A 21,378-nucleotide genomic window follows, 5' to 3' on the forward strand; every position below is an offset into this window, starting at 1 on the left:
GGATAACCTCTTTTTTATTAATATCAGTTTTTGAAATACATTTCTCAACTCATTAACTTTACCAAAAAAATAGAGATATGAAAATAGGGGTTATCGGAGGAGGAGCTGCAGGATTTTTTGCAGCCATAAATGCAGCGGAAAACAACAAAGATGCTGAAGTACATATTATTGAGAAAACATCTAAAGTTCTTGGGAAAGTAAAAATATCAGGTGGAGGACGTTGTAATGTCACAAACGTTATTTTTCAGCCTGTCGCTTTATCCAAAAATTATCCTAGAGGAGAAAAATTTTTGAAAAAAGCATTTGGTCATTTTAATAGTAAAGACACTGTGGAATGGTTCGAGAATAGAGGGGTAAAAATTAAAGCAGAAGTGGACGGAAGGATGTTTCCTGATACAGATGACTCTCAGACCATTATTGATTGTTTGATGCAAGAGGTGAAAAGTTTAGGGATTCAACTTAGATATAGCACTACAGTTCAAAAATTAATCCCTCAAGAGAATGAACAGATTGTTTTACAATTGGAAGGAGATAATGAAACTTTTGATAAAGTATTTGTTTGTACTGGTGGATCTCCAAAAATCGAAGGTCTACAATGGTTATCTTCATTAGGGCATAAAATCGAAACTCCTGTTCCTTCTTTATTTACTTTCAAAATCAATCATAAACCGCTTACAAGTTTAATGGGGCTCTCTGTTCCCAATGCAAAAGTAAGAGTGGTAGGTGAGAAGAAATTAATGGAAGAAGGCCCATTATTGATAACACACTGGGGTGTAAGTGGACCTGCAGTATTAAGAACATCAGCATGGGGAGCAAGAGTTTTATCTGATAGAAATTATCAATTCTCTATCTTGATTTCTTGGTTGACGGGATTTACTGAAGAAGAACTTCGTCAATTTGTAATGGAACAAAAAGAGATATTAAAGAAAAAACAGGTTAAAAATAAAAACCCTTTCCAATTGCCACAAAGACTTTGGGACTACTGTCTGCAAAGGATTGAGATTCCAGAAACAAAACTATGGTTAGACCTAAGTAAGAAAGAACTAAACAAATTAATTAATTTCTTATTGTCTGACCCCTATGATGTTGTAGGTACGACGAAGTTTAAGGAAGAATTTGTAACCTGTGGAGGTGTTAGTCTTTCTGATATTGATGTAAAAACAATGGAAAGTAAAAAAGTTAAAAATCTTCATTTTGCTGGAGAGGTCATGGATATTGATGGAATAACAGGAGGATTTAATTTCCAAGCAGCATGGACAACTTCATTTATTTCTGCTAAATCAATTATAAAATCTTAGAATAGTGCAATTTTAAGCTTTCAATTGTACAATTTTAATCTATAAATACAATGTTCAAAATTTAACACGTCGATGCATGTGTTAAATTTTGAACATTGCTCTTTTATCTAAAACTAGAATTTTGATGATAATTATTAATAAGTTTTAATGATTATTGAAACGGTTCATTTGATTTGCTTTTCTCACGCTATTCCCTACAACTTTGATTCATCTCAATTAAAGCATAGCAAAAAAGTACAAATTTACATGAGACTAATTTTATCATCTATTTTATTTACCCTCATATCTTTCACGAGCTTATATGCTCAAACAAAACTTATCTCTGGTACGGTAAGTGATCAAAATGGTGATCCACTTCCAGGAGCAGTGATCTATGAGAAATCTAATCCAACGCACGGAACTACGGCAAACTATGATGGCCATTTTCAAATTGAAGTACAAGAAAATACAGCCCTAATCATACGTTTAGTTGGTTTTAAACAACAAGAAGTTGTTGCAAAAGACAAAATAATAATTTCACTAGCTGAAGATGCAACTGAACTAGAAGCGATTGAAATCGTAGGTTCAAGAAGTCAAAACAGAACAGTGACTGAGACTCCAGTAGCTATTGACGTTATCAACTTAGAAGATGTTACTGCGGCAACGGGTCAATTGGATATGAACCAACTGTTACAATATGTTGCACCTTCTTTTAATGCAAACCGTCAATCTGGTGCAGATGGTGCTGATCACGTGGATCCGGCAACACTAAGAGGCTTAGGTCCTGATCAGACCTTAGTTTTAATTAATGGAAAAAGAAGACATCAATCTTCTCTTGTGAACCTTTATGGTACAAGAGGTAGAGGAAATACAGGTACTGATTTAAATGCAATTCCAATGGCTGCCATTGAAAGAATTGAAATTTTAAGAGATGGTGCTTCAGCTCAATATGGTTCTGATGCAATTGCAGGTGTAATCAATATTGTTTTAAAGAAAAATACAGATGGTGTCAACGTAAACTTGGGAACAGGTATCACTTCTGAAGGTGATGGCGAAACAGGTAGTGTTGATATTAATTATGGTACAAATTTAGGCGATAAAGGTGGTTACCTTAATTTAACAGGTGAGTACCAATATAGAGGTAGAACGAATAGAGTTCCTGATGAAGGAGAGGTATTCAGAAATTACATTGGTGATGCGATGGCTCAAGGTGGCGGAGCATTCTTCAATGCTGGATTACCATTATCAGAAAACACTGAAGTGTATGCTTTTGGTGGATATAATTACCGTCATGGTGAATCTTATGCATGGACACGTGGTGCTGATGATGATAGAAATGTAGCAAGCATTTATCCAGAAGGTTTTGATCCTAATATTATCTCTGATATTACGGATTATTCAATTAGTGCAGGTGTAAAAACAAATATCAAAGATTGGAAGGTTGATTTCAACAATACTTTTGGACACAATGAGTTCAAATATTCTTTAGATAACACGGTAAATGCCTCAATGGGTAGTACTTCACCAACAAGTTTCTATGCTGGAAAACATTATTTGTCACAAAACGTTACGGGTGTAGATGTTTCAAAATACTATGATGGTATCTTGGAAGGAATGAACATAGCTTTTGGTTCTGAGTTTAGAATTGATACTTATGGAATTGGTGCAGGTGAATACGATTCTTATGCACAATATCCTGCAGGTACAGGTGGATCTCCAGAAGGAGCAGCGGGTGGATCACAAGGTTTCCCTGGTTTCAGACCTGAAAACGAAGTAGACGCACAAAGAACGAACGTAGCGTTATATCTAGATGTTGAAACGGATATCACAGATAAATGGATGGTCGCATTAGCAGGTAGATATGAAAACTACAGTGATTTCGGTTCTACATTTAATGTAAAAGCAGCTACACGTTACGAATTCTCTCCAGCTTTTGCAGTTAGAGGATCATTCAGTACTGGTTTTAGAGCACCATCATTAGCACAGAAACATTACAGCTCTACTTTCACCGATGTTGAAGGTGGTGTTACTGTAGATAAAGTAATTGCTCCAAATGATAGTGAGTTAGCACAAGCTTTGGGTATTCCGGAATTGACTCAGGAAAAGGCAAAAAATGCAAGTTTAGGCTTTACTTTAAATCCACTTGAAGGGTTATCATTAACAGTAGATGGTTACTATGTGGCAATTGATGATAGAATTGTATTAACAGGTGCTTTCACAAGTGATGATCCAGAGATTGGAGATGAGTTAGAAGAGTTAAATGTAGGTGCTGCACAGTTCTTTACAAATGCATTAGATACAAGAACGTATGGTGTAGATGTTGTTTTAGCTTACACTTACAACTTAGATCTTCATTCTTTCACAGCTTCAGTTGCGGGTAACTTTAACCACATGGAGTTAGGTGAAATCAATACAAATGAAAAATTAGAAGGCAAAGAAGATATCTACTTTGGTGAGAGAGAGCAAATGTTCTTACTTGCTTCAGCTCCAAAAAGTAAATTCAACTTCACATTAAGCCACAACTATAAGAAACTTTCATCAATGATCCGTCTTAACAGATACTCTGAAGTAGAGTTGATGGACTGGGATGGAACCATTGATCATTATGATGCTAAATTGACTACTGATATTGCATTTACATATGCTTTCAATAAGCGTGTGAGCTGGACATTAGGAGGAAACAATATTTTTAATATTTATCCTACGAAACAGGATCCACTTTCTACAGAATCTGGTGGATACTATGATGCAGTTCAAATGGGCTTTAATGGAGCATATTACTACACCAAATTAAGTTTCAATTTCTAGTAAATGCAATTGTACTTTTAAAAAAGGTTATCTCAGTTAGGAGATAACCTTTTTTATTCATTTAAATTAAGGAAAACCATATTTAAACTTGTATTTTACTCAGTAACGGTCACATTCACTACTTGATCATCTTTGTATTGTGATTCAAAAATGAATGTATAATCTCCTGCAATTGTTGGTGTAACAGAATAGTTCACCGTTCCTAATTGTAATGCTTCAGTACAGACACAGCCCACATAATTAGCTTCTATTGCGATAGTAACTGTTGTTCCGTCATAATCTTCGGTCAGTTGACTAAAAGATCCACATCCATTAAAAATTGTATACTCTAAAGTAAAATCTAATGGAGTATTTACCGTTCCCTCTGTTGGACTTTGTGTAACTGTAATATCACAAGTCTGAGTAGATTCACAATTTTCATTATCCATTTCATTCGATGAACAGGCTGAAAAAATAAGGAAAAATAGGAGTGAGAGGATAGAATATTGTTTCATGGTTATTGATTATATGCGTGCTTGATATTTGTATAATTGATGGTAACGACCTTCTTTTTCAAGTAATTCATCATGTGTACCTGTTTCTATTATTTGTCCTTGATCCATCACTAAAATCTGATCCGCTTGTTGAATAGTCGATAGACGATGGGCAATTACAATTGTTGTTCTTCCTTTCATCAGTTTCGCCAGAGATTCTTGAATTAATGCTTCACTTTCAGTATCCAAATTAGAAGTGGCTTCATCCAAAATTATAATTCTAGGATCAGCAATAATAGCTCTAGCGATAGCAATACGTTGACGTTGACCACCAGAAAGTTTTACACCTCTTTCACCAATGATTGTTTCAATTCCTTTGTCAAAACGATCTGTAAACTCATCTACATACGCATTTTTTATCGCATTTTGTAAATCATTCTCTGTTGCAGTAGGGTTAGAAAACATGATGTTCTCCTTTATGCTACCTTCAAATAAGAAGTCATCTTGTAATACAACGCCCAAATGTTTTCTATAAGAAGGTAAAATTGCTGTTCTAAGGTCTTTACCGTCTAATTTGATAACTCCTTTGGATGGATTCAAGAACGATGCGGCCAAACTAGCAATTGTCGTTTTGCCGGAACCTGAGGAACCCACTAAAGCGGTAATACTGCCTGCTTTTGCTTCAAAATTAATCCCATGTAAAACTTCTTTGTCTTCTTCATATTCAAAATGAACATCCTCAAAAGTAATATTTCCTTGAATATTTTCCGCTACTTCATGATCTCTAAGAGGATCATCTTGTTCTCCGGCCCTATTCATAATTTCTTCTGTTCGATCTAACCCAGCAAAAGCTTCTGTTAATTGACTACCAATATTGCTCATTTGAACAATAGGAGCAACCATAAAACCTAAGAAGAGCGTAAAACTAAGGAAGTCACCTACTGTCAATTCTCCTTGCATAATTTTATAACCACCAATACCCATAATCCCAGTTGAGGCTAAACCTAATAGGAAAGCACTAGAACTAGTCATAATAGCGGTTGCCGTCATACTTTTCTTTATATTTTGAAAGAGACGGGTAACACCTTCTTCAAAAATTCGATTTTCTTCTTCCTCTGCATTAAATCCTTTAATAACACGAACTCCATTCAAAGATTCTGTAAGACGTCCTGTTACTTCGGCTTTAATTTGTCCTCTTTTTCTAAAAATTGGACGAATGGATTTAAAAGCTTGCATTGAAACAACTCCAAAAATTGAAACTGGAACTAAGACAAAAAGCGTCATGGATAGGCTTATTTTAATCAACAAGATCATTGAAATAATTGCTGTAATTGTACCACCAATCATCTGTACCAAGCCAGTTCCAACTAGGTTTCTAACACCTTCGACGTCACTCATTATTCTTGAAACTAAAACACCAGATTTAGTATTATCAAAAAATGAAATAGGTAGGGAGATTATGTGTCTTTGAACTTTTGCTCTTAGCTCAGAAATAAGACGTTGTGCCTCTACACTTAATACTTTTGTAAGCATAAAACTACTTGCTGCTTGTACTACAATAGAAGATATAACGACAGTGACTAATATTTTTAGCTGATCATAATCTTTATTGACAATCACATCATCCATAAGGTATTTACTTGCACCAGGTAATACCAAACCACTTAAACGGTTGATAATGATTAATAGTAAACCAATAAATAAATAGTTTCTTCTAGGCCATATGATTTCTTTGAAGACCTTTTGTAGAGAGATTCTTTGTTTTGCCATATTTAGTATAGATGTTGAAAATCTAATTAATACTACATTAAAAATGTGATAAAAAAAAGACCTACACACTTTATCATGTGTAAGTCTTTATAGAGAATTAATTATAGTTAGTATTTCGGGTATAATATCTTAATGGGTTAATAAATTTTGCCTATGGTAAAAGTACCAAAAAAATATTTGCCTTTATATCTATTACAAATAGAATCTTTAAAAGATTCACTGTTTTCTTATAATCTTTCAATTGTTGTTGTAATAGTAGGAAAATCAGTGATTTACAATAGTGTAGAAGAGTCTTTACTTTTCATAAATTGCAAAACTTTTACCGCTTGTATCGTGTGTCTTTTTTCGTGATTGATGATAAAATGCATTGCATCTCCTAACTGTATAGTAATCCATTTTGAGATGGTGATTGGGCAACGTTTTTTCTCCAAATTTTTCGTTTTTGCTTGATTGATTAGCATCTGCAAGGTTTTGACCTGTTCTATTCTCAAAGTGAGAACATTCCTGTTTAAGTCTATTCCTTTTGGATTTTTATCTTTTGGAGAAGACATCTTTGAAATTTTCTTGCCGTTTTGAATATCCATCATTTCAGCAAAATAATTTCCCAACCAACCACTTTTATAAATTGGCTTGTTTAGGTTTTCAGAAGATGAAATTAGTCTGTCAAAATGTGGAATATAGAACTCAGCATATAAATTAAGATGATGCATGCATTCCAAAATACTCCAAGAATTAGGTTGTGCACTATAATTTAATTCATCATCATTTAGAGTTGTGAAGTATTGAACTTCCTCTAAATCAGTAAATAGACTTTTTTCAAGTTTTTGAAGGAAAGTAGATTGAGAAATTTTCATGAGCTTAATGTTTGATTTCTACAAAATTGCTGAACTTTTATTATCTAAATCTTGATTGAAGTCAAGAATTTAATGCACTTTCGTTTTCTTGAGTATCCTACTTAACGTTTCTGGCTGCATTCTCAGATAAGCTGCTATATATTTTAGAGGAACCTCTTGGAATAACTGAGGACTTCTAGATAATACTCTCTCCAGTCTTTTTTGAGGAGAAGAAATTAGTAAGTCAATTTCCCTTTCAATTTGCTGCTTAAAAAATGCTTGTAAGAAAAGATTATATTCTTCTTGAAATACTTTATTACTTTGAATCAGCTGATTGAAATCTTTTTTATGAATTCTCTTGATTTTACTTTTTCGTATACATTCAATTGAAAATAAAGAAGGACTTTCATCAAAAAATGAAGGAATGGAAGCGATCATCGAATTTTTATATCCAAAGCGAATTGTATGTTCCTCATTAATATCTTCTTCAAAATAAGTAACTCTTATAGCACCTTCTAGCACGATATATAAGTATTTTGCAATATCTCCAGTTTGTATCAAAACATCACCCCTTTGAAATGATCTTAATTCAAAGGGAACTGTATCTTGTTGATTAAGTGCTAGTAGTAGATTATTCATGATAGAAAGAAAAGAATTGAAATTTTAAAAAGTTTATTCAATCAATTAATAAATTAATGAGTTAACTTAGAAATCGTGTATAAATTCAAATAAAACATTTAATTTAGCAAACAATACTTTTTATAATAACTAAAGAATAATGATCAGACTAATCACATTTCCCCTTTTATTTCTTCTAGCACTAACGGTACAGGCTCAAAAAGTGGATTATGCTTTTGAAGGTTTAATAAATACTCAACTTAAAGTTAGACTAAGATTCTCATTGGAAGAAGGGAAAGCAAATGGCTATTGTATTTACATCGATTCTAAAGCAAAAAAGGCTTTGGAGGGTACAATGACAGAAGATGGAACTTTAGTATTACATCAAAAAGATGGAGAAAGTTTTAAAGGTAAAATTATAGCAAACTATATGCTCAAAGGTGAAATCTATAGTGCTGAAAATGTAGATCAAGGAACATTTTTATTGAGTAAAATAGAATCTCCTATTGAAGAGGATGAACAACTACTTGTCGGAAAAACAGAAACTTCTTCAAAAGATGTTAAGTCTGCTACAACAACTTTATCTGAAGTTGAAATCGATGATATTTTAAGAAAGAAAATTAAAGAATTTCAGGAGTGTAATCAAAAAGGGATTGACCCGATGAAATGCAAGCAATACACAGCGAGAGCAATTACTGAAATTTATAATTTAGATGATTTTAAAGATCAATATGTAGGAGGGAGCTACTTAACAATGACAGAAGCTTATGATAAAATATCATCAGATTCACATTGGAAAATGATTGGTGAATTGACTTCTGCAGATAAAATCCAAAAAGCTATGGATTTAGCCAATGAGGGAAATCTAGTCATTATTGCTTATCCTTTTAAAGGTTTTACACAGTTGGCTGTTGTAAGAAAAGGAAAAGGAACTTCTTCATCAAAATGGGGTGGAAAAGTACCTGAAGTAGCTATTTTCTTCAACAGTGATCCTTCTAAATCAGCAGAGCGAAAGGGATTAAATTACCTATGGAGATCAGGTGAAAATATGGAAATCTGGGTTAAAAACTAGATGAAATAAAACGATAATTAAGAATACCCTCTAATTCATTTTGGAGGGTATTTTTTTATGTTCGAGAGGAACTTCTTACCCCTTTTCTCAAGTTATTCAAATATAACAATGCCTAATCGAATAACTCTATGAAAACTACCAAAGACGAAATACTTTATTTTCTTAAGCAACAAATGAGAGATAGGAAAATAAAAACAGTAACACTTACTCAGTTCCAAAAACTAAGATCCTTGATGAAAAGACCTTTCCATTATCATGGAATTGCAAAAGGTAGTATTTTCGAAACAGAAAGCTCCATTTTTATTGTTGGTATAAAACTCCCCCCTATGAAATTTTTGGGTAAACATGTCATAGGATTAACAACAGATTCCCCATTATTTTCCATTTTTGAACACAAACAACATGGCGATGCGGTTATTTTCGGTAGCGATATAGAGCATATTTCGATTATATAATTAGAATAGTATTCATGGTTGAATTTATGATAAAAATCTTAAGAATAGTCAATGCGGTTAGGTATAAATAAAAATATAATAGTATTTGCATATGATTCACTCAAACATTAAGATTTTAAATTAATATCAATGAATAGGTTACTTTATTTCGCTTTAATACTATTTTTTGCCTGTGAAAATAAAACTCCTACAGGTCATTCACTTGTAAAAGATGATACGGATTTTTATTCGAATATTGATAAAGTTCCTATTGAGAGAGCATTGACGATTCAAAGAATAAAGAAAGGAACTGAAGGACATCCATATCATTTGGCAGAAAAGAATTATGCAAATGAAGAAGATGGTAAGATCATAATAAAGAGTACTGAAGGGCATGAGTTAATTGCAATTCCTAAAGAAACACATTATGATGAATCAACTCAGATCTATTCCTATGTGGGTTTAAATACAGATATTGATTATCATATGGTGAAATATTCTCATCATCAAGGGAATTATTATTACATATTGATTGGAGATAAGGAAGGTGATGTTATCAATTTATACAGTAAACCTATTATTACTTCTTTTGGGATGATGTTGGATATTCATCCGAATGTAATGGATGAAATGACGTATTTCAGGATTTTCAAAAAGAAAAATAATAAGCTAGAATTGGTACAGGACCTTTCATTTGATACTTGGATTGCCGATTTCGATAATACTACTTATCAAATTACTGCAGACGATGAAATTATCATTCCATTTTGGACCTCAACAAAAACTTGGGATGAAACAACAAAGAGTTCTAAAGATTATTTATTAATTGAATTTAAGAAAGAGGGTAAATAATTGTATATTACAATATATTTTTTAAAATCTCTTTTTTCATGAATTCTTACGCAAACTTAAGTACTAGAATCGCAAGTTACATTGGTGATATTTTCATAGTAGGTATCGTGCTAACGCCTCTTTTATTTATTGATACAATAAAACCAATCGGATTTAACCTTATTGGGGTGCTTGTTTGGTGTATTTATTCAACATATTTTAATGCTTCTCCACAAAGAGGTACTTTTGGTAAGAAAATGATGGGACTCAAAGTCGAACACGTCAATGGAAAAAAACTGAATTATTCTACAGCCTTTATGCGATATGTTTTTAGTATTTTACCCTTTAGTTTTTTTATTAGTATTTTTACCTTTTTCTTCACTAAAAGAAAACAATGCTTACAAGATATACTTACAAAATCTGTAGTTAGAATCCATTAGAATGATATTTCTTATATGAATATTCTTTCTGCCTAACTGTTGCATTTCATTAATGCTTATCTTTATAGCAATGAAATCTATTAAGTCATACATAGCAAATTTTTTATTTGCAGTTTATATATTAGGAGTAAGCCATACTTTTATTGAGCACTCTCAATTTGATGTGAACTGTGAAAATGAACAAGAATATTGTTGTATGGATAAAGAGCATACTCAATTTGATTTTGAGAAACACGCTGATTTAGATTTTTATGATTTTATTGCATGTCTTTTAGGACACATAACTCATTCTGAAATTGTTGATAATAAGGTAGCTAAAACTGAAGAAATTCAATTACAAATTCCCAGAGATATAAAGCTCATCATTACATATTGTTTGTTATGGGAATTACCAACCAACTATAACGAAACTAAATTACCTCCAATAAAGGTAGATTTAGAAAGAAAATCTCTTTATTCCTTAGTTCCTTTCTCAAAACGAGGACCACCCCACTTCGCATAGGAGCATTGTATCCTTTTCATTCTTATTTTTTATAACATCTTGATTACCTTCAAAGCATAAGGGATATCCATTTTATCTTTTTTTTTAAGAAGGTTAGGGAGTTTATTTATTATCAAAAATCAATCAAGAAATATGATCAATCAAATCATATCTTTTTCTATAAAGAACAAACTTTTAATAGGGCTTTTTATCGTAGCTTGGATAGTCGGTGGTATTTGGTCAATGACAAAAGTGCCTGTAGATGCTGTACCTGATATTACCAATAATCAAGTACAAGTTATCACACAAGCACCTAGTCTTGGAACGGAAGAAATAGAACAATTTATTTCCTATCCAATCGAATTAGCCATGGCTAATTTACCTGATGTACAAGAGATTCGCTCGGTTAGTAGATCGGGATTAAGTGTCGTGACAATCGTTTTTAATGATGCTGCAGGCACCTATTTACCAAGGCAATTAGTCGTTGAGAAATTATCTGAAGTCAAAGATGAGATTCCCAATGGGTTTGGAGAGCCTTTTATTGGTCCTATTAGTACAGGATTAGGAGAAATTTATCAATATACTTTAGAAGTAGACCCAGCTTATAAGAATAAGTATAATCTATCTGACCTAAGAACTGTTCAAGATTGGATTATTCGTAGGCAAATGGCAATGGTTCCTGGCGTTGTAGAAGTCAATGCATTTGGTGGTTACAAAAAGCAATATGAGGTAGCTGTACAACCAGAAGTTTTAAAATCGATGGGGATAAGTTTACAGCAAATTTATCAAGTATTAGAAGCAAACAATCAAAACTCAGGGGCTGCTTACATCGAAAAAGATCATAAAGCCAATTTTATTCGTGGAGAAGGTTTAGCGAGATCTTTGGAGGATATAAGAAATATTTTGGTGATCAATCAAAATGGACATCCAATAAAAATCGGTGATATCGCGAAGGTGCAATTTGGACATGCTGTACGCTATGGAGCATTGACAAAAGAAGGAGAAGGCGAAGCGGTTGGAGGGATGATTTTAATGCTAAAAGGAGCTAATTCAAGCGAAGTAATTGCAGCCGTTCAAGAGCGTATTGATCTCATTCAATCTTCATTACCTAAAGGAATTAAGATAAGAGAGTTTTTAGCTAGAAGTAAATTAATTGAAAAAACGACTTCTACGGTGACTCAAAATCTGATGGAAGGAGCACTGATAGTCGTCTTTATTTTAGTGGTATTACTAGGAAATTGGAAAGGAGGATTTGTGGTAGCCTCAACTATTCCTTTATCACTACTTTTTGCTTTTATGATGATGTACAAGTTTGACGTTTGGGCAAACTTGATGAGTTTAGGTGCAATAGACTTTGGAATTATAGTCGACGGAGCTGTTATCATTGTGGAAGCGACTGTTTTCCTAATGCAAAAAAAGGTCCTTAAGCATATTACATTATCTCAAGAACAAAAAGATAAAGTTAGCCAAGAAGCATCAAGTAAAATGATGAATTCAGCCTTCTTTGGGCAATTGATCATTCTAATAGTTTTCGCTCCAATTTTGACTTTAGAAGGAGTAGAAGGAAAGATGTTTATTCCTATGGCATTGACGTTTATGTTTGCCATGATTGGTGTGATGATTTTGTGTTTGACATATGTTCCAATGATTTCAGCTTTATTCATTAATGTCAAAAAAGAAGAGAAACAATCTTTGGGAGATAAAATTATTATAGCAGTCGAAAATTTTTATGAACCTATTCTATTAAAATCACTGAAAAGAGGAAAACTGATTTTAGGAGTTGCTATACTATTACTTGGAAGTTCAATCTATATTTTCACAACTTTAGGTGGAGAATTTATGACACAATTGGATGAAGGTGATATTGCCTATCATGTGATTATGAAGCCTGGGACATCTTTAGAGGAAACCATTCAAGCGACAACCAAAATTGAAAAGATTATGAAGGATAATTTTCCTGAGATTGAACAGGTAATGAGTAGAATTGGTGTAGCCGATGTCCCTACGGATCCAATGCCAATGGATGTAGCAGATTGTTTGGTGATATTAAAGCCTAAAGAAGAGTGGACTTCTGCAAGCTCAAAAGAAGAGTTGATTCAAAAAATTAAAGAAAAAATCTCTATTGTACCGGGAGTAAATTATGAATTTACTCAACCTATAGAGATGCGTTTTAATGAGCTAATATCCGGGGTGAGAGAAGATATCGCCATTAAACTTTTTGGTGAAGATTTGAATATTTTAGCCCTTAAGGCTGAGGAAATCGGGAAAATCATCAGCAGTGTTGAAGGAGTGGGAGACATGAGAGTGGAAGCAACAGTAGGTTTACCTCAGATCTCAGTGAAATATAAAAGAGAGAAGTTAGCACAGTATGGAATGAATATTAATGCATTGAATGAATTAATTCAGACTGCTTTTGCTGGCAAAACTGCTGGAGTCATCTTTGAAGGAGAGAAACGTTTTGATTTGGTGGTAAGATTAGAAAAGTCTGAACGTCAAGATATTGAAGGCCTTAAAAATTTGTTTGTGACTATCCCAAATGGAAATCAAGTGCCTTTATATATTTTGGCTGATGTCGATTATGAATTGGGGCCAATGCAAATAAGTAGAGAAAATACCCAACGTCGAACGTATGTTGGTGCCATGGTCAGAGGAAGAGATATTGAATCAGTTGTCAAAGATATTCAAGTGAAGCTGAATACAGAATTGGATCTTCCTGCTGGATATTTTATACAATATGGAGGACAATTTGAAAACCTAGAAAGAGCTTCTAAAAAATTAAAAATTGTTGTTCCAATTGCACTAGCTTCCATCTTTATTTTACTGTTTTTAGCGTTAAGATCTATAAAGGAAACGATCATGATCAATATGGCAATTCCGTTTGCAACTATTGGCGGTATCTTCGCATTATGGCTAAGAGGGATGCCTTTTAGTATTTCAGCTGGTGTTGGATTTGTTGTTTTGTTTGGCGTTGCCGTTTTAAATGGACTGGTTTTAATGGAAGGATTGAAAGAACTCAAAGAAGAAGGGGTATCTGATCTTACAGAACGTATTAAAATTGGTACAAGAAGAAGAATTCGACCTATTTTATTAACTGCTTTGACAGATATCTTAGGGTTTTTACCAATGGCAATATCGACCTCTGCTGGAGCTGAAGTTCAACAACCTTTGGCGACAGTTGTTATCGGAGGAATGATTACCTCAACATTGCTAACCTTAATTGTATTACCTATTTTATATTCAATGATAGAAAAATCGAAAGGTGTTCACATCAGTAAAAGTTTTCTCTTATTAATAGTTGGGACGTTACTTTTTGTTACTCTTCCATCTGTTGTTCAAGCTCAAAATGATCGTCCTGTAATCACAACTTTGGATCAAGCCATAGAAATGGGTCTTCAACAAAACGGGAATGTTAAAGTGGCAAATAATGCTGTTGAGATTGCTGAATTGGGCACAAAAAAAGCATTTGATATCAAGAAAACGACGGTGAAAGCTACTTATGGTCAATATAATTCTTTTAGAAATGACCTAGGTTTTGAAATCATGCAACAATTTGACTTTCCAACTGTATATTCAAATAAAAAAGGACTAGCCGAACATCAAATTGTTAGTTCTCAAATAAAATTAAGTATGACAGAGACTGAAGTGAGGAGAGAAATTAAATCTGCTTGGTATCAGTTGTCTTACTTAAAAGAAAAAGAAGAATTACTAAACTATCAAGATAGTTTATATAAGCAATTTTTGCACGCAGCAAACATTCGATACGAAACACAAGCGACTAACTTTCTAGAAAAAGCTTCTGCTGAAACTCAGGTAATGGAAATGGAGAATCAATTGTTTTTATTACAATCTGATATCACAATTCAAGAAAATTCATTACGCGTTTTATTACAAGATACTGTTGGTCTACAATTTCAACCTTCGTCTTTAGAAAGAAGAGAAAATGCAACAATTCAAAGTAATGGAGTAGAAAATAACCCTACTTTAGCTTTTGCAGAGAAACAAATTGACATTGCCAAAGCAGAGCAAAAAGTAGCTTCTTCTGAAATGCTTCCAGGTATCAATCTTGGTTATTTTAATAATTCAATGGATGGAGTACCCTTATCTGAACAAGGGGGAATTGCTACTTCATCCGATAGATTTCAAGGATTCTCAGTTGGTTTAGCAGTACCTTTATTTTTTGGTTCAAGTAAGGCAAAAATTAATACAGCAAAGCTGAAAGCACAGTCTGCTCAAATTCAATCAGAACAATACAAAGTTCAGTTAGAAGGTCAATATGTCCATTATGAACAGCAATTGAATCAGTTAAGAGGTTCTCTAACGTACTATGAGACAAAAGCATTACCTCAAGTAGAAAGGATCATTGATAATGCACAGAAAAGCTTTGAAAATGGAGCTATTAATTATGTAGAATATTTCCAAAATATTAATCAAAGTCTTGCATTAAAATACAACTATCTACAAACACTAAACAGTTATAATCAAGCCTTAATACAATTAGAATACATTGTAGGGAAATAATTATATAATAAGAAATCATGAAAAATACTATATATATCATCATATTATTGATTCCTGTTTTTCTTTTTTCATGTAATGAAGAAGAACACAATCATTCAGAAGATGCACATCAACATCATGGCGATTCACATGCAGGAGAAGTACATTTGAGTATGCAACAATATGAAGCCATTGATATGGAAATTGGAAAGATTCCTACAATGAATATTGGAGAATATGTAAGTACTAACGGAACTTTGGAAGTTCCTCCTCAAAATGAAGCAGCAATTACAGCGATCATTGGTGCTAATGTCAAAAAGATCAATGTTATCGAAGGAGAAAAGATCAAAAGAGGTCAAACACTTGCTTATTTAAACCATCCAAATTTAATTCACTTACAGACTAATTATGCTGCAAAACTAAATCAACTGACATTTTTAGAAGATGAATATAATCGTCAAAAGAAGTTGTATGATGAAAATGTTGGGTCGGGGAGAGAATATCAAAAAGCTACTTCTGAATACTTTGTAATGAAAGGGGAAGTCAAAGGTTTAGAAACGCAACTCAAGATGTTAAACCTTAATTTAGAAAAAATACAAAGTGGATATATTTACGAAAATGTTCCTGTAATTAGTCCAATGGCAGGGTATATCAAACATGTGGAGGTGAAAACAGGACAGTATGTTGATCCACAAATGGAAATGTTTGAAGTAATCAACTTAGACGATATACATGTTGATTTAATGGTTTATGAAAAAGATATCTCAAAAGTAAAAGTAGGACAGGAAGTACTATTTCATACAGAAGTAAATCCTAAACAATCGATGAAAGCAAGAGTATTTAATATGGGGAAATCTTTTGAGGATCTTCCAAAAGCGATTCACTTACATGCGGATATTATTGGTGATAAATCCAACCTTCTACCGGGAACCTATTGTTCTGGAAAAATCATGATTAATGATGAAATAACAACTGCTTTGCCTGAAGATGCGATTGTGTTAGAAGGAGAAACAAATTATTTCTTTACTGCAGAAATGGAAAATGGTAAATATGCTTTTCAACCTCATGAAGTAGTCACTGGTATTAAAGATAATGGATTTGTTCAAGTAAAGCTTCTTGTTGAATTGGAAAAGGGACAAAAGGTAGCATTAAAAAATGCCTATGTCTTAATGGCCGAATTGAAAAAATCAGAAGCAGAACATCATCATTAGAATAGTATAATTTATGCAAAATCCTTCTTGGCTATTTATTAATCAAGAAGGATTTTTTTGTTCCTATTAATTAAATAAAGACAGATAGCACTTATTTTTTTATAGTGTGCACTTTAATGGTTGATTTATAATGGTTTAGATGATATTATGTTTTATTAAATAATTTCAAGATTTAATCGGAAACATTGTTACTGAGTTAGCGTATTATTAGTTAAACATGTACTATGCTGTACAATTTTAACACTTACGACACAATGAAAAAGCTTAGTTTAATCTCATTATTATTCTCTATTCTTCTAACTGGTTGTTACAAGAAACCCGATATGTACCAAGCACCTAAAGTGCCTGTAGTAAAAGTTAGCCATCCTGTTCAAAAAGATATTACTCTTTATGATACTTATACAGGTTACACAGAAGCAATTGGAAAAGTTAGCATCGTTGCCCGTGTAAATGGTGAATTAGAAAAAAGATATTTTGAACCTGGTCAATTTGTAAAAAAAGGAAAACAATTATTCCAAATTGAAAAGGAACCTTATTTAAGTCAGTTACACAGTGCTCAAGCTGCAGTGGAAAAAGGTAAAGCTGATTTAGATATAAAAATTGCTACTTATGAATCATACAGTAAGCTAGTAAAAACAAGTGCTGTATCTGAATTACAGTATTTACAATCGAAAGCAAGAGTTGATGAATCGAAGGCCGCATTAGATAAAGCGAAGTCAGATTTGGAAATTGCTGAGAATCAGTACTCATATACTAAAGTTTTTGCACCAATCAGTGGTATTATTTCTGATTATTATGTAGATAACGGTAATATTGTCTCAGGAACGTCTGGTCAAGAGTTGGCTTATATTGTAGATAGCCGTTTAATGAACGTTTATTTTACAATCCCAGCTTCTAAATACTATAAAATTCAAGAAGAAGAAGGTGGTATTGATGGTCTTGTAGTAAATATTATGGCAGACGATAACACTACGAAATTGGGAGAAGGTAAAGTAATTTATCATGATCCAAAAGTAGATTTATCTTCTGGTTCAGTAACTTTAAAAGCTGAAGTTAAAAACGATGATAACAAAATGATCGATGGTACTTATGTACGTATCAATCTAGAGAAAAAGAATACTACAAATGTAATCTTAATTCCTCAAGTTGCTATCGAAAGAGACCAAGTAGGTCCATACGTGTATACTGTAAACGCAGATACTGTAGAACAACATAGAGTAAAGTTAGGTACTGAAGTTGGTGAAAACATTATTATTGAATCTGGTCTTGCGGTACAAGATGAGTTAATCGTATCAGGTATCCAAAGAGCAAGAGCAGGTATCAAAGTGAACCCAGTTCAAGCGAAATAATATACTCACATTATATATACTCTTTCTTACTCTTCTTAATACATCTAATAGTCTGAAATAATGATTTCACGCTTCTTTATCAATAGACCTATATTTGCGGCTGTATTAGCCATGTTTATAGTTATCATTGGTGGAATTGCAATGGTGACATTACCAATTGCACAATATCCTCAGATTACACCGCCTACTGTAACGGTGACGGGTATGTATCCTGGGGCAGATGCAACAACAATCGCACAAACGGTTGGAGCACCCTTGGAAAAGGCCATTAATGGTGTAGAAGGTATGATCTATATGTCTTCGACCAGTAATAATGACGGTACATATTCTTTGACAATTACTTTTGAAGTTGGTACAGATGTCAATATTGCAACAGTATTGGTAGAAAACAAAGTGTCTCAAGCCTTACCACAGTTGCCGTCAATAGTGCAACAGCTTGGTATTACGACACAAAAGAAATCAACCAATATGGTAGTCTTGGCTTCAATTTTCGCTGAAGATGGGGCCGATATAGATTCTACTTTCTTGGTAAATTATGCAGATGCATATATTGCAGATGAATTAAGAAGAATAGAGGGAGTAGGTGATGTATCTATCTTTGGGGTTGGCGATTACAGTATTCGTGTATGGCTAAATCCTGAAGCTTTAGAAGATCACTCCCTAAGTCCGTCGGATGTTTTAAATGCGATTAAAACGCAAAATGTACAAACATCAGCAGGTAAGATTGGTCAATCTCCTGGACTTCAAAAACAAGTTTCTACCTATTCGATTAACGTCTACCCAGGACGATTAAAAGATGTAAAGGATTTCGAAAGTATTGTCGTAAGTACAACTCCAGAAGGTGGGAGTGTATTCTTAAGAGATGTTGCAGATATCAATCTGGGCTCTCAAAGTTATACGATGTCTTTGAAGTCGGACGGACAACAGGCAGGTGGTATTGGTGTTTACCAATTACCTGATGCCAATGCATTGGATGTTTCCAATGAAGTAAGAGCAAAACTAGAAGAACTCAGTGAAAGATTTCCTGAAGGACTTGGCTATAAAGTTACAATTGATACAACTCAATTCGTACGAGCATCTATCCATGAAGTAGTGGAAACATTGGTCATTGCCATTATTTTGGTATTTATCGTAATGTATGTTTTCCTACAAAGTTGGAGAGCAACAATTATCCCATCTGTGACCATTCCTGTGTCCCTAATTGGTGCTTTTGCAGCTATGGCAGCTTTTGGATTCTCGATCAATCTACTTACCTTATTTGGACTTGTATTAGCCATTGGTATTGTAGTGGATGATGCAATTGTAGTTGTAGAAAATACCAGTAGATATTTAGAAGAAGGGATGTCTTCCAAGGAAGCAGCTTCCAAGGCCATGAAAGAGGTGACAGGGCCAATTATTGCAACTACATTGGTGTTGATGTCTGTTTTTATACCTGCAGCGATGATGTCAGGTATCACAGGTGAACTCTACAAACAGTTTGCACTAACGATTGCTTTTTCAACCTTATTTAGTGCATTAAATGCATTGACATTAACACCTGCACTATGTTCATTAATCCTAAAAAAAGAAGAACCAAGTAATTTTATTTTCTTTAGATATTTCAACCGTTTCTATGATTACATGACGGATAAGTATCACAAAGGAGTTGCTTTTGTTATTCGAAAAACAGTTTTATTCACTATTATCTATGTAGTAATTACAGGTTTATCTGTTGCAGGTTATTCTATTTTACCAGCGACTTTTATACCAAACGAAGATCAAGGATATATGCTTGTCGCGGCACAATTACCTGATGCTTCAACACTTTCCAGAACAAATGAAGTCTCCGCTAAATTGGATAGCATTTTTGCCTCTACTGATGGTGTACAAGATTGGATTTCTATTAATGGTTATTCAATTCTTGATGGAGCTACTTCTTCCAATCAATTAACCATATTTGTTCATTTAGAAGATTGGGATGTTCGTTTAGAAAAAGGAAGAACACTACTCAAGATTTTAAATGAAATTAATGAAAAGGCTTATGAAATTGATCAAGCCAATATATTCTCCTTTGTACCTCCAGCAATTAATGGTTTAGGAGCTTCTGGCGGTATTCAATTGGTGTTACAAGACAGAAAAGGAGATCAATTCAATGAATTGCAAGAAAAAGGAGATGATTTTGCTAAAAAAGCAGGAGGTTCTAAAATTTTCACAAGAATCAATACCACTTTTAGAGCCAATATTCCAAACGTAACCTTGTTTGTCAACGCCCAAAAAGCAATGATGTATGGGATTAATCTAAATGAAGTTTATGCGGCATTAAACTCTGTAACGGGTACAGCTTATGTAAATGATTTCTCAAAATGGGGAAGAACTTTCCAAGTAAATGTGCAAGGTGAAAAAGAATATAGAAGAATTGTCGATGACGTATTTAAGATTAAGATAAAAAATAAAGATGGAGATTTGGTTGCGTTGGATAATGTGATTACTGCTGGCTATTCCTTCTCACCACAAGTAGTAGTGCGTTACAATATGTTTAATGCAAGTAATGTAATTGCTCAGGTTAGTCCATTGTATAGTTCAGGAGTTGGAATTGATACCTTAAATGCTTGGGTAGACAAAGAGTTAGACAATACAATGGATGCTGAATGGACAGGTATCGCGTACCAAGAAATTAAGGCAGGTTCTAATATTGCATTCATTTTTAGTATGGCTATTTTATTAGTGTACTTAGTCCTTGCAGCTCAATATGAATCATGGTTAGATCCATTAGCTGTAATTTTGGCTGTGCCTGTAGCTTTATTTGGAGCTGTATTATTTGTCGCTTATAAGGGACAAATGAACAGTATTTACATGCAGATAGGTGTAGTACTTCTTGTAGCCTTAGCTAGTAAAAATGCCATTTTGATCGTAGAATTTGCTCGTGAAAATATAGCCAAAGGAGAAAAATTAAAAGACGCTATCATTGATGCTGCAGTCTTACGTTTTAGACCAATTTTGATGACATCCTTTGCCTTTATCTTAGGTGTTTATCCTTTAGTAATTGCAACAGGGGCAGGGGCTAATTCAAGACATGCATTAGGTGCTACCGTATTTGGAGGGATGCTTTCCTCTACCTTATTATCCATTTTCTTTACACCAGTTATCTATTATGGCTTGCATCGAATTAACCAATGGATAGAAAAGAAATTTAAAAAGAAAACAAAACCCGAGACGAATTCTTAAAGGGTGGTATAGTGTGTTAAATAGAGAAAATATCATTTCTCTGTCGTCGTAAATGTTAGTACTATTGTAAGTGTCGATAG

At 33.5% G+C, this 21,378-nt stretch carries 15 protein-coding genes; 11 read left to right on the plus strand and 4 right to left on the minus strand.

Annotation, left to right across the window (positions count from 1 at the left end; translation table 11 throughout):
* The first annotated feature begins 77 nt into the window (after positions 1 to 77).
* Positions 78 to 1,298, plus strand: a complete 1,221-nt coding sequence (locus ACXAHM_RS16370; protein ID WP_474961840.1) for a BaiN/RdsA family NAD(P)/FAD-dependent oxidoreductase — start codon at positions 78 to 80, stop codon at positions 1,296 to 1,298.
* Between the two features lie 246 nt (positions 1,299 to 1,544).
* Positions 1,545 to 4,085: a TonB-dependent receptor gene (locus ACXAHM_RS16375; protein ID WP_474961844.1), complete on the plus strand. Its 2,541-nt coding sequence runs from the start codon at positions 1,545 to 1,547 to the stop codon at positions 4,083 to 4,085.
* Between the two features lie 95 nt (positions 4,086 to 4,180).
* Here ACXAHM_RS16375 and ACXAHM_RS16380 read toward each other — a convergent pair whose 3' ends face one another.
* The 4 genes from ACXAHM_RS16380 to ACXAHM_RS16395 form a co-directional block, all read right to left on the minus strand.
* Entirely contained in the window at positions 4,181 to 4,579 is a 399-nt protein-coding gene (locus tag ACXAHM_RS16380) for a hypothetical protein (RefSeq protein WP_474961848.1), read from the minus strand.
* 9 nt (positions 4,580 to 4,588) lie between these two features.
* Complete coding sequence (locus ACXAHM_RS16385) at positions 4,589 to 6,328, minus strand: ABC transporter ATP-binding protein (protein WP_474961851.1); 1,740 nt, start codon at positions 6,326 to 6,328, stop codon at positions 4,589 to 4,591.
* A 272-nt stretch (positions 6,329 to 6,600) separates the two neighbouring features.
* A complete protein-coding gene (locus ACXAHM_RS16390; RefSeq protein ID WP_474961854.1) occupies positions 6,601 to 7,182 on the minus strand; it encodes a DinB family protein in 582 nt (193 codons plus the stop codon).
* A gap of 69 nt (positions 7,183 to 7,251) precedes the next feature.
* Positions 7,252 to 7,800 (minus strand): Crp/Fnr family transcriptional regulator, encoded by a 549-nt coding sequence (locus tag ACXAHM_RS16395; RefSeq protein WP_474961857.1) that lies wholly within the window; start codon positions 7,798 to 7,800, stop codon positions 7,252 to 7,254.
* A gap of 139 nt (positions 7,801 to 7,939) precedes the next feature.
* On the opposite strand from ACXAHM_RS16395, the gene ACXAHM_RS16400 reads away from it, so the two are divergent.
* From ACXAHM_RS16400 to ACXAHM_RS16440, 9 genes are all read left to right on the plus strand, one after another.
* Positions 7,940 to 8,851, plus strand: a complete 912-nt coding sequence (locus tag ACXAHM_RS16400) for a hypothetical protein (RefSeq protein ID WP_474961859.1) — start codon at positions 7,940 to 7,942, stop codon at positions 8,849 to 8,851.
* 128 nt (positions 8,852 to 8,979) lie between these two features.
* Positions 8,980 to 9,306: a hypothetical protein gene (locus ACXAHM_RS16405; RefSeq protein ID WP_474961861.1), complete on the plus strand. Its 327-nt coding sequence runs from the start codon at positions 8,980 to 8,982 to the stop codon at positions 9,304 to 9,306.
* Between the two features lie 129 nt (positions 9,307 to 9,435).
* Entirely contained in the window at positions 9,436 to 10,137 is a 702-nt protein-coding gene (locus tag ACXAHM_RS16410) for a hypothetical protein (RefSeq protein ID WP_474961863.1), read from the plus strand.
* 38 nt (positions 10,138 to 10,175) lie between these two features.
* Positions 10,176 to 10,556, plus strand: coding sequence for an RDD family protein (locus ACXAHM_RS16415; RefSeq protein ID WP_474961865.1), 381 nt, complete (start codon positions 10,176 to 10,178; stop codon positions 10,554 to 10,556).
* Between the two features lie 70 nt (positions 10,557 to 10,626).
* Positions 10,627 to 11,058 carry a hypothetical protein gene (locus tag ACXAHM_RS16420; protein ID WP_474961868.1) on the plus strand — a complete coding sequence of 144 codons (432 nt, stop codon included), beginning with the start codon at positions 10,627 to 10,629 and terminating at the stop codon, positions 11,056 to 11,058.
* A gap of 132 nt (positions 11,059 to 11,190) precedes the next feature.
* Positions 11,191 to 15,555, plus strand: coding sequence for a CusA/CzcA family heavy metal efflux RND transporter (locus tag ACXAHM_RS16425; protein WP_474961871.1), 4,365 nt, complete (start codon positions 11,191 to 11,193; stop codon positions 15,553 to 15,555).
* A 17-nt stretch (positions 15,556 to 15,572) separates the two neighbouring features.
* Positions 15,573 to 16,745, plus strand: a complete 1,173-nt coding sequence (locus ACXAHM_RS16430) for an efflux RND transporter periplasmic adaptor subunit (RefSeq protein WP_474961873.1) — start codon at positions 15,573 to 15,575, stop codon at positions 16,743 to 16,745.
* A gap of 254 nt (positions 16,746 to 16,999) precedes the next feature.
* Positions 17,000 to 18,094, plus strand: coding sequence for an efflux RND transporter periplasmic adaptor subunit (locus tag ACXAHM_RS16435; RefSeq protein WP_474961875.1), 1,095 nt, complete (start codon positions 17,000 to 17,002; stop codon positions 18,092 to 18,094).
* Positions 18,095 to 18,154: 60 nt separating this feature from the next.
* On the plus strand, positions 18,155 to 21,298 hold the full coding sequence (locus ACXAHM_RS16440) for an efflux RND transporter permease subunit (protein ID WP_474961878.1): 3,144 nt from the start codon (positions 18,155 to 18,157) through the stop codon (positions 21,296 to 21,298).
* Positions 21,299 to 21,378: the final 80 nt, after the last annotated feature.

The sequence above is a fragment of the Flammeovirga sp. AWQ4_249 genome (assembly GCF_056161045.1).

Excerpts from the sequence above, each read along its gene's own strand:
- ACXAHM_RS16370 (WP_474961840.1), top strand. The coding sequence starts at position 78 with ATGAAAATAGGGGTTATCGGAGGAGGAGCTGCAGGATTTTTTGCAGCC.
- ACXAHM_RS16375 (WP_474961844.1), top strand. The coding sequence starts at position 1,545 with ATGAGACTAATTTTATCATCTATTTTATTTACCCTCATATCTTTCACG.
- ACXAHM_RS16380 (WP_474961848.1), bottom strand. The coding sequence starts at position 4,579 with ATGAAACAATATTCTATCCTCTCACTCCTATTTTTCCTTATTTTTTCA.
- ACXAHM_RS16385 (WP_474961851.1), bottom strand. The coding sequence starts at position 6,328 with ATGGCAAAACAAAGAATCTCTCTACAAAAGGTCTTCAAAGAAATCATA.
- ACXAHM_RS16390 (WP_474961854.1), bottom strand. The coding sequence starts at position 7,182 with ATGAAAATTTCTCAATCTACTTTCCTTCAAAAACTTGAAAAAAGTCTA.
- ACXAHM_RS16395 (WP_474961857.1), bottom strand. The coding sequence starts at position 7,800 with ATGAATAATCTACTACTAGCACTTAATCAACAAGATACAGTTCCCTTT.
- ACXAHM_RS16400 (WP_474961859.1), top strand. The coding sequence starts at position 7,940 with ATGATCAGACTAATCACATTTCCCCTTTTATTTCTTCTAGCACTAACG.
- ACXAHM_RS16405 (WP_474961861.1), top strand. The coding sequence starts at position 8,980 with ATGAAAACTACCAAAGACGAAATACTTTATTTTCTTAAGCAACAAATG.
- ACXAHM_RS16410 (WP_474961863.1), top strand. The coding sequence starts at position 9,436 with ATGAATAGGTTACTTTATTTCGCTTTAATACTATTTTTTGCCTGTGAA.
- ACXAHM_RS16415 (WP_474961865.1), top strand. The coding sequence starts at position 10,176 with ATGAATTCTTACGCAAACTTAAGTACTAGAATCGCAAGTTACATTGGT.
- ACXAHM_RS16420 (WP_474961868.1), top strand. The coding sequence starts at position 10,627 with ATGAAATCTATTAAGTCATACATAGCAAATTTTTTATTTGCAGTTTAT.
- ACXAHM_RS16425 (WP_474961871.1), top strand. The coding sequence starts at position 11,191 with ATGATCAATCAAATCATATCTTTTTCTATAAAGAACAAACTTTTAATA.
- ACXAHM_RS16430 (WP_474961873.1), top strand. The coding sequence starts at position 15,573 with ATGAAAAATACTATATATATCATCATATTATTGATTCCTGTTTTTCTT.
- ACXAHM_RS16435 (WP_474961875.1), top strand. The coding sequence starts at position 17,000 with ATGAAAAAGCTTAGTTTAATCTCATTATTATTCTCTATTCTTCTAACT.
- ACXAHM_RS16440 (WP_474961878.1), top strand. The coding sequence starts at position 18,155 with ATGATTTCACGCTTCTTTATCAATAGACCTATATTTGCGGCTGTATTA.